The sequence below is a fragment of the Pedobacter sp. ASV28 genome, assembly GCF_016428855.1.
In the GTDB taxonomy this organism is placed as follows: domain Bacteria; phylum Bacteroidota; class Bacteroidia; order Sphingobacteriales; family Sphingobacteriaceae; genus Pedobacter.
Window position 1 is genome coordinate 1 of the sequence record NZ_JAELTN010000012.1, and the last position, 14,577, is coordinate 14,577.

The following is a 14,577-nucleotide window of genomic DNA, read 5'->3' on the forward strand; positions in this document are numbered from 1 at the left end:
GAGACAGGAACTGGATCCTTTGGACAAGGAGATCATAAAGCTGATCAACGCCCATCCGGGAATAAGATGGATAGATTTCCAAAAGGATGTAAGACCTTTTCTCGCCATTAGTGACGTCTTTGTTTTTCCAAGTTATAGGGAAGGATTTCCAAATGTAGTGATGCAGGCAGGAGCAATGAACCTGCCCTGCATTGTAAGCGATATAAATGGATGCAATGAAATCATCGAAGAAAATATAAATGGAGTTATTATTCCTATAAAAAATGTGCAGGCCTTACAACAGGCTATGAATTCCTTATTTGTTGACCACAAAACCTGCAAAGCCATGGCTTCGGTCAGCAGACAGTTGATTGTGCGTCGCTTTGAAAGCAATGCCCTGATCGAAGAGATACTCAAGGAGTACCACCTGCAAATTGCAAAACAAACTATGGTGTAACGCACTATTTAGTTTCCCTATTTAACCTTTTTAACCCAAGCTTATGTACCTGCGCTTTGCCAAGCGGCTAATGGATATATCATTGGCCACTGTTCTTTTAATCATATTCTTGCCTCTGGCACTGCTCATTTTGCTCATCCTTTTATTGAGCACCTGGAGAAATCCCATTTATACGCAGCAAAGGGTTGGAAGAAAAGAGAAATTATTTCTTCTGTTCAAGTTTAAGACCATGACTGACCTGAAGGACAAGTATGGGCATCTGGCTGAAGACTATTTAAGAATAACAAGAGTGGGCAGGTTGCTTCGAAAATCTTCGCTAGATGAACTACCACAGCTTGTTAACGTAATTATGGGACAAATGAGCTTAATTGGTCCGAGGCCATTATTGGTCAAGTATCTGGACTATTATCGGCCTATAGAAAAAAAAAGGCATCACATACGGCCAGGCCTATCAGGTTGGGCCCAGGTAAATGGCAGAAACAAAACCAATTGGGACCAACGCTTAGCACTCGATGTGTTCTATGTAGAGCATGTTTCACTTAAGCTAGACCTATTGATTATCTATAAAACCATTATACACATTATTCAGGCAAAGGATGTTGTGGTGGAGCAGCATATGCTATTGATCGATTTAAATGAGGAAAGAAAACCTATGCACAATGAAGATTGAAATAAGAAGGTTTTATCATGACAATGATGCAATCTTTAGTGAGATTATATTATTGCTGAGGGGGATCTACGCCAATAAGGTTTCCAAATTCTTTATCTATCAAGATGAAAATTACCCCACCTATTTAGCAAGTATCGCACGTGATGAAAAGAACTTTTGGATATATTATGGTATCAATATCGACCATGGCGATCTCATAGGTTTTGCCCTATTCACCAGTTATCACAATAATATTTTTTTGAACCAAATTATCATTAAACCAGCATTTCAGTTTAAAGGCTTAGGTACCTATTTGCTCTATAATGTTTTGGGCATACTTAACATGGAGTTTGGTGCAGACTATTTTAAAAAATTGGAGCTAGATGCTTTTTACAGCAATACCCATGCCCGTAAGGTTTATGACCATATGGGTATGAAAGCAGTTCCAGGTTTAAATTGGTATAGTTCAAGAATAACTTCTCCAAGTGAACATAAAGAGGAAATCTTCGACCACAGCTATCGCATAGAAGTTGATGATAATGGTTTTACACAATTGCTGGCTGATCGGAGACATATTGGTACCATAATTAATGGTAACCGTGCAAAAATAAATAGAGAAGAAATTGAGGATCTGGATGAAGCACTTAGGTTTTTACGAAAACATACAAAAGTTAGGCAGGTGTGCATTACCTCGAAAGATAAAATCGATTTACCCCTGGTGGATAGATCAATTACCTATACGATCAAATTCTCAGAAATTATAAATCAAATAAAAAATAAATAAACTATGGGCTACATCGTTGTTACAATTCAAGAAAGGGATAAATGGATGAGCTATGTGAAAAAGGCTCTTATTTATGATTTTTATCATTCCTGGCAATATCACTCTAAAATAAAGGTAGGAGAAGCCTTCTTATTCGTATATGAAGAAGGAGATAATAGCGTAATTATTCCCTTGGTAAAGCGTGCTATTGCAGATAGCGATTTTTTTGATCTTACTTCAGCTTATGGGTATGTTGGACCCATAGCTAATGTACCAATTCCCGAAATGGGCAAAGCATTTTTAGTTCGTTTTAAACAGGCTTTTTTACGTTATCTAAAGCAAGAAAAAATTGTTTGCGTATTTAGTCGCTTACACCCTATTATTGAACAAAGCCGTTTGTTGGAAAACATAGGAGGATTATATGAAAATGGAGCTACGGTATACATAGATTTATTTGCAACGGCCGAAGACCAAAAATCGCACTATCGAAAATCGGTCAAGAATTCCATCAATGCACTTATAGCCAAAAATCCAGAGGTGAGGGAAGTAAAATCAGATGATGATATAAAAACATTTGCGATGATATATGCCGAAAACATGCGCAGGTTAAATGCAAATGAATATTATAATTTTGATGAAGAATATTTTCGCGATCTTATCGGGGCCGAAGAATTTTGTTCAAAGCCCTTAATATTGTGTCTTAATAATGAGGCCATTGCCGCGGGATTTTTTGTTTATACAAATGATATCATAGAAGTACACCTCTTGGCTACAAAAACCAATTACCTGCATCTTTCCCCTACCAAACTTTTAATACATGAGGCTAGTGTGATGGGTAAAAGTCTAGGAATGAAATATCTACACCTTGGAGGTGGGGTTGGCGGAAGGGAAGATTCACTATTTTTCTGGAAATCTGGATTTTCTGATAAATCCTTTAAGTTTCAAACTTGGAGATATATCAGTAATAGAAAGGCCTATGATCAACTTGCCCAGCAAGCAAATGGTAAAAACTATCAAAAAGACTTCTTTCCTAGTTATCGCTCTTTGGAAAATTCATGATACAACAAATAACCCTCTGTTGTTCGGATATAATTAAAAAATAAAGTTTATGAATAAAAGAATTTATTTATCCTCTCCTCATATGAGTGGACAGGAGATGCTTTATGTGAAAAATGCATTTGATACAAATTGGATTGCCCCTTTGGGGCCCAATGTAAATGGTTTTGAAGAAGACTTGTCAACTTTTCTTGGAGGAAAAACTGCAGTTGCAGCATTGAATTCAGGTACAGCTGCTATACACCTTGCCTTGATATTGTTAGGGGTAAAGGCCGGTGACGAGGTAATTTGTCAATCGCTCACTTTTTCTGCTTCTGCTAATCCTATTTTATATTTAGGAGCCATACCCATTTTTGTAGACAGCGAGATAACCACTTGGAATATGTCGCCTGTTTTTTTGGAAATAGCCATTATTGAGCGTTTGAGGGCAGGAATTAAACCAAAGGCCATTATAGTGGTGCATATTTATGGAATGCCCGCAGAAATGGAAGATATTATGAACCTGTCCAAAAAGTATGATATTCCAATAATTGAAGATGCCGCAGAAGCATTGGGATCCCAGTTTAATGGAAAAAAACTGGGAACATTAGGAACAATAGGTATTTTTTCGTTTAATGGAAATAAAATTATTACTACTTCAGGTGGCGGGGCCATGATCTCTAATAGTAAAGAACTGGTAGCAAAGGCACGTTTTCTGGCCTGCCAGGCAAAAGATACTGCTCCATATTTTCAGCATTCTGAAATTGGTTATAATTATAGGATGAGCAATATTGCGGCGGGGATAGGTAGGGGACAAATGGAAATTCTCTCCTTACGCGTTTACCAACGACGTAGGATATTTTTAAAATACAAAAAACTCTTGTCACATATTCCAGGCATTACCTTTCAGGAAGAGCCAGACAGCCTCTACTATTCAAATAGGTGGCTTACGGCTTTAACCGTTGAAAAATCTATATCTTTTGATGTAGAAAGCTTCAGAAAGTTTTTGGAAGAAGATAATATCGAAGTTCGGCACATCTGGAAACCCATGCATTTACAGCCACTGTTCCAAAAGTATCCATATTATGGCGATGGGGTAAGCGAAGATATTTTTAGCCATGGAATCTGCCTGCCATCAGGTTCAAACATGAGTGATCTTGACATGAACAGAGTGATAAAAGGGTTTAAAAAATATTTTTCGGGAAAGTATATGTATAGTTTTTCATTTAAATAAGATCATGATAAGAAAAATATTTAAGGAGAAACGGGCACGCTCTAAATGGCTCATATTTGTAATTGATCAAATGATCGTTTGTTCATCTCTTGCCTTATCACTTTTTGTAGTAATGCAATTTAATTTTTCAGAGGTACAGAGAGGGTACTTTTTTATCTACTCTTTAAGCTATCTGGTAGTTGCCTCCTGTGTATTCCTTTCTATGAGGATACATACAGGAATTGTTAGATATGCAAATCTTGAAGATGTATATCGTATTTTTTGGGCATCGTTAATCAGTGGCATTTCATATTGGATTCTTATAGAAGTCATCGTAGTCCCTTATCTGAAAATAACCTGGGATAGGTTTAATCTGGCCGTTATTCTCAATTTCTTCATATCCAGTTCAATGTTGATTTTACTTAGGATCTATGTGAAGAAAATGTACAGTTATATGCATCCGGTGACTGAACATACCGCAGAAGTTATCTTAATTTATAGTTGTAACGAATCCGCCATCATATTAAAACAGGCACTAGAGGGGCAAACGGATAATCATTATAAAATACTGGGCTATATCAATAATAATACCGATAAAGTAGGGAAATATATCCAACAGAAAAAAATCTATCATTCCTCTTCCCTAAAATTTTTAAAAGCCAAATTTAATTTGGAAAAAGTATTGATCTGTAACGATGATTTTGATGATGCAGCTAAAAAAATCATATTGGAAGAATGTATAAACGAAGGTATTAAGGTTTCTTTACTTCCTCCCCCACATCAATGGGTCTCAGGTAAGCTTGCTTTGAACCAGATCAAAGACCTTAATATCAACGATCTTTTGCAACGAGAACCAATTGTGCTAAAGAAGAAGGATATCATACAGGAAATTATGGGTAAACGTGTCTTGGTTACGGGAGCTGCGGGATCTATAGGGTCAGAGATTGTGAGGCAGTTAATTGGCTATAACCCAGAATTCATTATTCTTTGTGATCAGGCAGAATCTCCACTCCATGAATTTCAGCTGGAGCTGCTCGACAAATATCCTCAGGCTAAGGCAATTGTTTTTATGGCCAATGTACAGGATCAGCAACGTATGGGACAATTGTTCGAACAATATCATCCTCAACTCGTTTTTCATGCTGCGGCCTATAAGCATGTGCCTTTGATGGAGAGCAATCCTGCAGAAGCCATTATGGGCAATGTATTTGGGACCAAGAATTTGGCAGAAATTTCAAAACATTTTGAAGTGGAGAAATTTATCATGATTTCTACCGATAAAGCCGTAAATCCAACAAATGTGATGGGGGCAACTAAACGATTGGCAGAAATTTACATCCAATCGTTGCAAGAATTAGATAAAAAGGATTTGGAGAAATGTGGCACACGTTTTATTACCACAAGATTTGGGAATGTTTTGGGGTCTAACGGATCGGTTGTTCCCCGTTTTAGGGCGCAGATAGATTTGGGTGGGCCAATAACGGTTACACATCCCGATATCACCCGATATTTTATGACCATTCCAGAAGCTGTTGAACTGGTACTAGAAGCGGTATCTATGGGTAATGGGGGAGAAATATTTGTATTTGATATGGGCAAGGCCATAAAAATTGTAGACTTGGCAATAAATATGATCAAGCTTGCTGGCCTAATACCGTTAAAGGATATTGACATTGTCTATACAGGGTTACGTCCTGGAGAAAAATTATATGAAGAGTTATTGAACAAAGAAGAAACAACCATGCCAACCCATCATGGCAAGATCAAGATTGCACAAGTAAGATCTTATGCCCTTATAGAGGTTGAAGAACTGCTGAAAAAATTATGGAAAGCAAAGTGCAGTGGGAATGAATTTGATATGGTCAGCCTCATGAAAAAAATAATGCCCGAATACAAAAGCAATAATTCTGTTTTCGAAAAGTTGGATCGACCTATTGCTGTATAAATAAAATATGCTCATGTTTTATTTATATTTGATTACCTTCTAATTTGATTAAATTATGTTAAGTACGCCTCATGATGATGGTGATTTAGATTTACCCGAGAAAAAGAATGAGAACAACATTTATATTTTTTTCGTCATTGATAATATCACCATTCTATTATCTTATTGGGATAAAGATAAGATATGTAAATTCGCCAATAAATCTTATCGCAATTGGTTTGGTTTGGGCAGCCCAGAAGAAATAGACAAGTTAAGCTTGAAAAAGCTGATAGGCTCCTCAAATAGTGCAGGAATTTCACTCATCAATGAAGTGCTTAAAGGAGCTACTTCTACTTTCAAGCAAAATTACCTATCACCAATTGGAGTAATGACCCCTTGTTTGGTTACACTTAAACCTCATTGGCTAAATAACGTAGTACAGGGTTTTACTGCCCAAATTGTGCAGATCAATAAAAATAACTATCAAGATGACAATTTTAAGGGCTGGGAGCTATTGCTAGATAAGGATATGGTGATGGAAAAGGTGGCCGAATATATTCGACAACATATTTTTAGGCCTTTTCCAGGTATTTCCGAACTATCAAGCATGCATTTTGTATCATCGGCAAAGTTAAAAAGAGATTTCAAAAAATGGTTTGCTACTACTCCTTTTGCCTATTATAGGCATCAACAAATGCAATATGCCGACGAGCAGATCCAAAATCATTTGTCAAGTAAAAAAGAACTAGCAGGGATGTTAAACTTTTCCAATACTTCTAATTTCTATAAATGTTACAAAGATTACAAGCTAAATTATAAACAATAAAAGTTATTGTATTTGGTTTCCTGATCAGCAATTTGATCTGATTTTTTTGGTAGAAGTATCTCATTATTACCGTAATATGTTGAGCTTATGGATGTATTTATTGAGCTTGAAAAGGTGAATATCATGAAGATAACATTTTTATCTTTATGATATTCACTTAAAAATGTTTGACTTTATCTACCTATCCTAATTTAAGTTATTATGAATTTACACCACGGTTCAATTATTGAGCTTGCTGTAAGGAGAAAATCAGTGAGCATTAGTGAGATCTCAAGACGAATGCACGTAAACAGGCGTTCGATTTATAATTGGTTTCAACAAAGTTCTTTAAGGATAGAGTTGATCTGCGAAATTGGATATATCATTGGATATGATTTTTCCCAAGACTTTCCAGATGAATTTGATTCTAATGGTTTTGCCATACTGGAAAATCTCGTCCATAATAGTAAAAGAGGTGCTGAAGAATCTACAAATTCCGCTCATTTTTGGATGACTAAATACATTACTCTTTTAGAAAGGTATAATGATCTTCTCCTTCACAAGGATGATGAAGATCAACAAGCCTATATAGAATAGCTTTCTAATCGATATATCTTATTACGATATATGTGCCATTCAATAAGATGACACATACTACTCTATTTATCTGCTGATATTTGGGGTACAGGCCTTTTATTAATCTTTTTTATCTAAAAACTATGTGTGGAATAATTGGTTACATAGGATGTAGGGATGCTTTCCCTATCCTAATTAGTGGGTTGCGCAGGTTGGAATACCGGGGGTACGATAGTGCAGGTATAGCCGTTTTGGAACATGGACTTACCGTGATCAAAAAATCAGGCAAGGTAGAGGCTCTCGAATTGGCATGCAAGGCACATTGCTTAACTGCTACAGTAGGCATAGGTCATACCCGTTGGGCTACACATGGTGTACCTAGCGACGTAAATGCACATCCACATCTATCGTCAAATAAAAAATTAGCTATCGTACACAACGGTATTATAGAGAACTATGTGGCCTTAAAAGAATCCTTGATGTTAAAGGGGCACAGGTTTGTGAGTGAAACAGATACAGAAGTTTTGATCCATCTCATTGAAGAAGTGCAGCGAAGAACTAATTTTGACCTGGCCGAAGTGGTAAGGATTGCACTTTCTCAGGTAACGGGTGCCTATGCTATATTGATCATTGATGAAGATAGCCCCAACAGATTAATTGCAGCACGTAAAGGTAGTCCTTTGGTTATAGGTGTTGGTCAACAAGAATATTTTATTGCTTCAGATGCCGCTCCTTTAATCGCTTATACCAAGAATATGATTTATCTGAAAGATAATGAAGTGGCCAGTATTACCTATGATGGGTTAAATATTTTTAACCTGAATAATATTCCTCAATTTCCTTATATCCAAGAACTGGAGTTGGAAATAGAAGTTTTGGAAAAAGGAGGCTACGAGCATTTTATGCTGAAAGAGATCTACGAACAGCCCAGGTCAATCTATGATTGTATGCGGGGAAGGTTATACCCTGAACAGGGACGCATTGCATTAGGGGGAATAGCTACCTATGACGAAATGCTGAAAACTATAGACCGAATAGTCATCATATCCTGTGGTACCTCATGGCATGCAGGATTAATAGGGGAATATCTGATCGAGAAATATGGACGAATACCTGTAGAGGTGGAATATGCATCCGAATTTAGGTATAGAGAATCCATTATTAGAAAAAATGATTTGGTCATCGCCATCTCTCAGTCTGGAGAAACAGCAGATACACTGGCCGCAATAGATTTGGCAAAAGAAATGGGGGGAATTATTTTTGGCATATGTAATGTTGTCGGCTCTTCTGTAGCTAGACATACGGATGCTGGAATTTATACACATGTTGGGCCAGAGGTAGGAGTAGCTTCTACAAAGGCATTTTCTGGACAGGTAACAGTACTTACAATGTTTGCACTTTATTTGGCACAATTAAGAGGCACAATGGCCAAAGAGGAGCTTGCCAAGTATATTAGAGAATTGAGCCTACTCCCCAATTATGTTGATGAATGTTTAAAATGTGATTCTCAGGTTAGACAAATAGCAGAGAGATTTAAATATGTGAGCGATTGTATTTTTCTTGGAAGAGGAAGTGCTTTTCCGGTAGCCTTGGAAGGGGCGTTAAAATTAAAAGAGATCTCTTATATTCATGCCGAAGGCTATCCTGCCGCAGAAATGAAACATGGACCCATTGCACTCATTGATGAAGATATGCCTATTGTATTTATCGCAACTAACCACTCATACCTAGAAAAGATTGTCAATAATATTCAAGAGGTAAAGGCTAGGAAAGGAAAGGTCATTGCTGTGGTTTCCGATACTTTCACTGAAGTTAAAAATCTGGCCGATGAAATTATCGAAATCCCACATTCGGGTGAGTTCCTGTTACCTATATTGGCCACCATTCCATTACAGTTATTGGCTTATCATGTGGCATTGCTTCGAGGTTGCAATGTAGACCAGCCTAGAAATTTGGCAAAGTCGGTTACGGTAGAGTAGATGTTAAAAATAATCGTCATCCTAGTTTTGGACTACGGGCAAAAAGCATCGATTATGCTGGCCTTTTGTTTAGTTGTAGCCAATTAAACTCCCTCAAATCGTTTTATACGTATAAAAAGCTAAAATAAACGCTCAAAATAAGTTTTTTTAACATTTCGATAATGGGCAGATTATCAAATTCCTCCTTTCCTTGCTCTTTGATAACTAAAAGCTTTCAATTTCTTCAGTATATGGGCAGGGTATGATCTGCTCCTATGCTGTGAAGATTAATTTTTAACAAATGCTAAAAATCCTTATTGCAGAATCGCAACTTATCGTTCGTGAAAGATTGAAACTATTGTTAGCTGGACAAAGTACCATCAAAATAGTATTGGAAACCTCAATTGGACAAGAGTTGTTAGATCAACTGCTGACAGGTGTTGCGCTTGATCTGGTCCTTTCTGGTTGGCATAATGGGGATAAGGGCGAGCTGCAGTGGCTCAGGGACGCCAAAAAATATAGGCCAGCGCTACCCGTTTTACTTTTAACCATGAAAACCAATGATGAAAATATCCGTCAGGCATTTTTAGCGGGTGCATCTGGTTATTTATTGAGCAATATCTGTTTAGATGAACTGCTTTTTGCAATTAGGCATGTGGCCAGGGGAGGTGTATATCTATCAAGTCAGTTGTCACTCGAATTGATCAATCGGCTTCCGGGTAAACTTGGCGATAATGTAGCTGTTAAGCCAGGGTTGTATACGGAAGAGGAAATTCGCTTACTACAGGCCCTGGCTGATGGTGATAGCAATCAGGTAATTGCAGAAAAGTTCTTTTTGAGTAAACGTAGCATAGAAGGCCAACGTGCATTACTGATCAAAAAGGCTGGAGTAGCCAATACTGCAGCCCTCATTAGGTTTGCCTGTATGAACGGTTTGGTGGTATAAGTCCATTTAGAGTTTTTTTTAAAAAAAACTTACCAATAGGATAACCTAATCTTCACCATCTATTTATAAGCTGTCTATTTTTTGTTTGTTTGGGCCCCGACGAGAGTTGGGGCCTTTTTTGTTCGGTTTTTTCCTAAACTTTAGAAGGGTTGATTGCATTTTATAGCTTTTTTTATAACTTAGATCACCTATGAAATTCAAAAATAAAATTCTTAATGTACTACTGCTTTTATCGATTTGTAGTTCTATTTACGCACAGCAGCCCAAAAGAAAACCTAATATTATCTTTATTCTAACAGATGATTTGGGCTATGGTGATGTAGGTATATTCTTTCAAAACTATAGGGCAAAGCTTTCAAAGCCTTTCCAGCTTACGCCGAACCTTAATCAAATGGCAGCAAATGGGGCCATGTTGCTCAATAGCTATGCAGCAGCGCCAGTTTGTGCACCTTCAAGAGCTTCCTTGCTATTGGGACAAAGTCAAGGTCACGCCAATATTAGGGATAATCAGTTTGATAAGGCATTGGCAGATAATTATACCTTGGGAAATGTGTTGCAAAAGGCGGGCTACAAAACAGCTGTTATTGGTAAGTGGGGCTTACAGGGAGAAGGAAAGCCAGAAAACTGGATAGCACATCCATTAAATAGGGGCTTCGATTATTTTTATGGCTACATGCGTCATGAAGACGGTCATGAGCATTACCCCAAAGAAGGAATTTATCGGGGCAAAAAAGAGGTGTATGAAAATAGGACAGAGTTAGCCGGCCATCTGGATAAATGCTATACTGGAGATTTATGGACAGCCGTAGCTAAACGTTGGATTGTAGAACATCGGCAAAAAAATAATGACCAGCCATTTTTTATATACTTGTCTTACGACACCCCACATGCGGTTTTAGAATTGCCTACTCAGGCTTATCCTGATGGAGGTGGTTTGAATGGTGGTATACAATGGCTGGGCAAATCAGGACAGATGATCAATACGGCAAAGGGCTTACCAGATTCATGGATGGACCCAGACTACGCCAGTGCTACTTACGATCATGACCAAAATCCATTGACCCCTCAAATACCTTGGCCAGATACCTATAAACGTTATGCAACCTCCACTAAAAGGATAGATGCACAGGTAGGGGATCTATTGAAACTGTTGTCAGACCTTAAAATTGATGAACAGACCATAGTAGTGTTTACTTCAGATAACGGTCCTTCCAACGAGGCCTATCTACCTAAGCCTCATGTACCATTTGCCGCTAATTTTTTCGAAAGCTTTGGCCCATTTAATGGCATAAAGAGAGATGTGCTGGAAGGAGGTTTAAGAACACCAACCATTGTACAGTGGGCAAAGCACATTGCTCCAAATTCAATAGTCGGCCATCCCAATATTTCCTATGATTGGATGCCAACTTTTACACATGCGGCTGGACTGTCTGCACCCAGCGTAGCAGATGGCGTGTCTTTACTGCCATCTCTACTAAAGAAAAATAAACAAAGAGAAAGCCTTATTTATGTTGAATACGAGCAAAATGGTAAAACACCAAACTATCCTGAATTTGCATTGAACAATAGAAATAGGACAAGAAATCAGATGCAAATGTTAAGAGTTGGTAATACGGTTGGGATAAGATATGATATCAAATCGGGACAGGAAGATTTTGAACTTTATGATATTGTTAATGACCAGGGGCAGGCAAAAAAGATGGCTTCTTCTAAGAAAAATATAGCCTTGCAAGAACAACTTAAAGAAAAGGCCATGCAAGTTAGGATGGTAAATAAGAGTGCACCCAGACCATATGACGAAGATTTTGTTCCTGGGAATAAAGTAGCTAAATTGAAAAGCGGTTTAGAGTTGAAAACTTATAGAGATCTGGCGAGCTGGGTGCCAAATACAACAGATTTGAAAGAGTTGGCCAGTCAAAAGGTCGAAAATATGAATTTGGTTGCCAATCAGATGAATGCAAATGTCTATGAATTTAAAGGCTATCTTAAAATAGATCAAGCAGCTAGCTATACTTTTTTCCTGAAAACTTCAGGTAAAGCTTTTTTTAGAATACACGAAGCCGCAGTAATTGACGCAGATTATAACTATGTTAAAAATACAGAACTCTATCATAGCATAAAGCTAAAAAAAGGATACCATCAGGTGAAATTAACCATAAAGTTAGACCACCCATCCGATCAGTTTGAGCTGATGTGGTCAGCTGCAGATCTAAAGAAACAAGTTATTGATCCTCGCCTTTGGTATTATTAATGGAAAGCCTAGAGGTTTGATTGCGCCATTGGTATAAAGTATTTCGGTCTTTAAGTGTTGTTAATCGATTTCAGGTTAAAAAATAAAGCCTTCAAGGTTAGTTGAAGGCTTTTGATGACCCATTGATTCGAGACAATAAGGGCAATCATGGAGAGCTATGATTTTAGTAAGGTATGGCTATGGTTTAAAGTATGGCTAGTAAATTAATGTTGGCTTCTTTTCTTCTGTACAACTCATTGATCATATCATTTTCCCTCATTCTTACCGCCCATGCAGGTCTAAGTTCAAAATAACGTAAGCGGGTAAACATTTTGTTGCCGCCCCAAGTCAGCCCAATAGATTCGCCTAATTTGGCCACTTTATCATATAATATAGGGTGATCACGATATTTTAATTCTCCAAGTGCATTGCTTTCGTAGATGCCTACGCCAAATGCAAGGCCGAAGTTGTGGTAATTTAAATTGATATCACCTTGTTCAAAATCTTGTCTTACTATGGTGCTGTTGACCTCATTTTGATGTACATGGACTACTGTAGACCTGTTGGTCAGTCTGATATAAATACCATTTTCTGAACAAATATTGATCAACTCTTTGGCGAAAGGAATCAATTCCAAAGGCATAAGATCGAGCACTTCTTCATTATATGAATCGATGAACATCGTCCTTCCAATAGATTTTTTATCCTCTGCTATTAATAATTGATGTAAACCATCCCATGTTTTAAAGCCCGCTTGGCCTGTAGGTCTGATATTCAGCTTTTGTTGTATGGCCTTAATAATAGCCTTAACGCTGGTTTGGTGAGGCTGGGAAGCGAATACAAGACTATAGATACCAACCCATGTTTTTACCCCAGCAACTCCGTCAACTGTTAATCCCGCTTTGCGTTGTAATGTTTTTATTTTGCTGGTATAGTTCATCTCGTTTTACTTTTGTTGTTAAAATCTTGTAGTTGGGCCTTGTCATGAAATAGGTCGCATGCATGACGTCAGCAAGAGCTAAATGACGAAAAAAGATCCAATTAAGATAGCGTGGTTTTGCCTGTAATGTCAATCAGGTGTTTTCGCTTAGTGGTATAGGTAAAAATACCTGGTTGGAAAAATATCGGAAAGGAAAGATGGGGTAATGAAAGTTATGGGATTTCCGAAATTATACAAATAATTAAGTATATAAACTAAAAAATCTCATATTCTAGATATGAGGTAGTTGTTTTCAATATGCTTCCAGATAGGTCCTTATGTTATCAGAATGGCAAGGTTTCTTAACTTAACGATGTGGATAGCTAGTTAGCTTGGGCTTGGCGTCTTCGCCAAACATTCTTTAATGAGAAAAAGTATCCAGGTCGATGAGTTTATGTTTTAAGGCATATAGTACAAGCCCTGCCGTATTCCGATTTCCCGTTTTTAAAAGCAGATTGTTTCGATGCCCTTCCACAGTACGGTTACTTAGAAATAGTTTTTCGGCAATTTCGTTACTGTTATACTGCTTGCAAATTAACTCGAGTACTTCTTTTTCTCTCGGTGTTAAATTATGGCTTTCAAATACCATGGGTAGGCTTTTTTTTACCAGGCCTTTTCGCATCACCTCTAACATGGGCAGGGTAAAGTAGAAATCGTTATTGAAAACTTCGATAATAGCCTTTTCTACTTCCTCTGGTTCTGCATTTTTGGCCAAGTAACCATTTGCACCCGCTTGGATAGTGGCCAATATATAGTTTTCGGCTTCGTGTATGGTTAAGATGATGACCTTGATAGCCTCATGATTTTCTTTCAGGATCTTTAATGTTTCCAAACCATTTAAATTTGGCATGGAGAGGTCAAGAAGAATAACATCCGGCGGCTCTTGTACATTACCTAGCAGATCTAATAAATGCTGTCCGTCTTCGGCCTCAAAAATGAGATGCATATTTTCAAATGAATTGACAAGAGCTGCCATTCCTTTTCTGAAAAGCTTTTGATCATCGGCTATGGCAACATTAATATGCATATTTTAAAAATAATAGGTTGAAAATATAAAAAATGT

Annotated in this window: 13 protein-coding genes; 11 read left to right on the forward strand and 2 right to left on the reverse strand. The window is 37.6% G+C overall.

Annotation, left to right across the window (positions count from 1 at the left end; translation table 11 throughout):
* From JHD79_RS06005 to JHD79_RS06055, 11 genes are all read left to right on the forward strand, one after another.
* Nucleotides 1–436: glycosyltransferase (locus JHD79_RS06005; protein WP_199118309.1), on the forward strand; the 436-nt coding region annotated here is incomplete at its 5' end.
* 43 nt (nt 437–479) lie between these two features.
* On the forward strand, nt 480–1,106 hold the full coding sequence (locus JHD79_RS06010) for a sugar transferase (RefSeq protein ID WP_199118310.1): 627 nt from the start codon (nt 480–482) through the stop codon (nt 1,104–1,106).
* Nucleotides 1,096–1,869: a GNAT family N-acetyltransferase gene (locus JHD79_RS06015; protein WP_199118311.1), complete on the forward strand. Its 774-nt coding sequence runs from the start codon at nt 1,096–1,098 to the stop codon at nt 1,867–1,869. Before JHD79_RS06010 ends, JHD79_RS06015 begins: the two co-directional genes overlap by 11 nt.
* A gap of 3 nt (nt 1,870–1,872) precedes the next feature.
* Nucleotides 1,873–2,907 carry a GNAT family N-acetyltransferase gene (locus tag JHD79_RS06020; protein WP_199118312.1) on the forward strand — a complete coding sequence of 345 codons (1,035 nt, stop codon included), beginning with the start codon at nt 1,873–1,875 and terminating at the stop codon, nt 2,905–2,907.
* Nucleotides 2,908–2,956: 49 nt separating this feature from the next.
* The gene (locus JHD79_RS06025) at nt 2,957–4,117 is read left to right on the forward strand and encodes a DegT/DnrJ/EryC1/StrS family aminotransferase (RefSeq protein WP_199118313.1); all 1,161 of its coding nucleotides are present in this window, start codon (nt 2,957–2,959) and stop codon (nt 4,115–4,117) included.
* Between the two features lie 4 nt (nt 4,118–4,121).
* Entirely contained in the window at nt 4,122–6,041 is a 1,920-nt protein-coding gene (locus JHD79_RS06030) for a nucleoside-diphosphate sugar epimerase/dehydratase (RefSeq protein WP_233164590.1), read from the forward strand.
* Nucleotides 6,042–6,096: 55 nt separating this feature from the next.
* Nucleotides 6,097–6,846, forward strand: coding sequence for a helix-turn-helix domain-containing protein (locus JHD79_RS06035; protein ID WP_199118314.1), 750 nt, complete (start codon nt 6,097–6,099; stop codon nt 6,844–6,846).
* 201 nt (nt 6,847–7,047) lie between these two features.
* Complete coding sequence (locus tag JHD79_RS06040) at nt 7,048–7,422, forward strand: hypothetical protein (protein WP_199118315.1); 375 nt, start codon at nt 7,048–7,050, stop codon at nt 7,420–7,422.
* A gap of 122 nt (nt 7,423–7,544) precedes the next feature.
* Nucleotides 7,545–9,380: a glutamine--fructose-6-phosphate transaminase (isomerizing) gene (gene glmS, locus JHD79_RS06045; protein ID WP_199118316.1), complete on the forward strand. Its 1,836-nt coding sequence runs from the start codon at nt 7,545–7,547 to the stop codon at nt 9,378–9,380.
* A gap of 280 nt (nt 9,381–9,660) precedes the next feature.
* Nucleotides 9,661–10,305 (forward strand): response regulator transcription factor, encoded by a 645-nt coding sequence (locus JHD79_RS06050; RefSeq protein WP_199118317.1) that lies wholly within the window; start codon nt 9,661–9,663, stop codon nt 10,303–10,305.
* A gap of 190 nt (nt 10,306–10,495) precedes the next feature.
* A complete protein-coding gene (locus JHD79_RS06055; protein WP_199118318.1) occupies nt 10,496–12,556 on the forward strand; it encodes a sulfatase-like hydrolase/transferase in 2,061 nt (686 codons plus the stop codon).
* Nucleotides 12,557–12,740: 184 nt separating this feature from the next.
* On the opposite strand, the gene JHD79_RS06060 is transcribed toward JHD79_RS06055, so the two are convergent.
* Both JHD79_RS06060 and JHD79_RS06065 read right to left on the reverse strand, forming a co-directional pair.
* A complete protein-coding gene (locus tag JHD79_RS06060) occupies nt 12,741–13,475 on the reverse strand; it encodes a M15 family metallopeptidase (protein WP_199118319.1) in 735 nt (244 codons plus the stop codon).
* A 400-nt stretch (nt 13,476–13,875) separates the two neighbouring features.
* Nucleotides 13,876–14,541: a response regulator transcription factor gene (locus tag JHD79_RS06065; protein ID WP_199118320.1), complete on the reverse strand. Its 666-nt coding sequence runs from the start codon at nt 14,539–14,541 to the stop codon at nt 13,876–13,878.
* Nucleotides 14,542–14,577 lie beyond the last annotated feature (36 nt).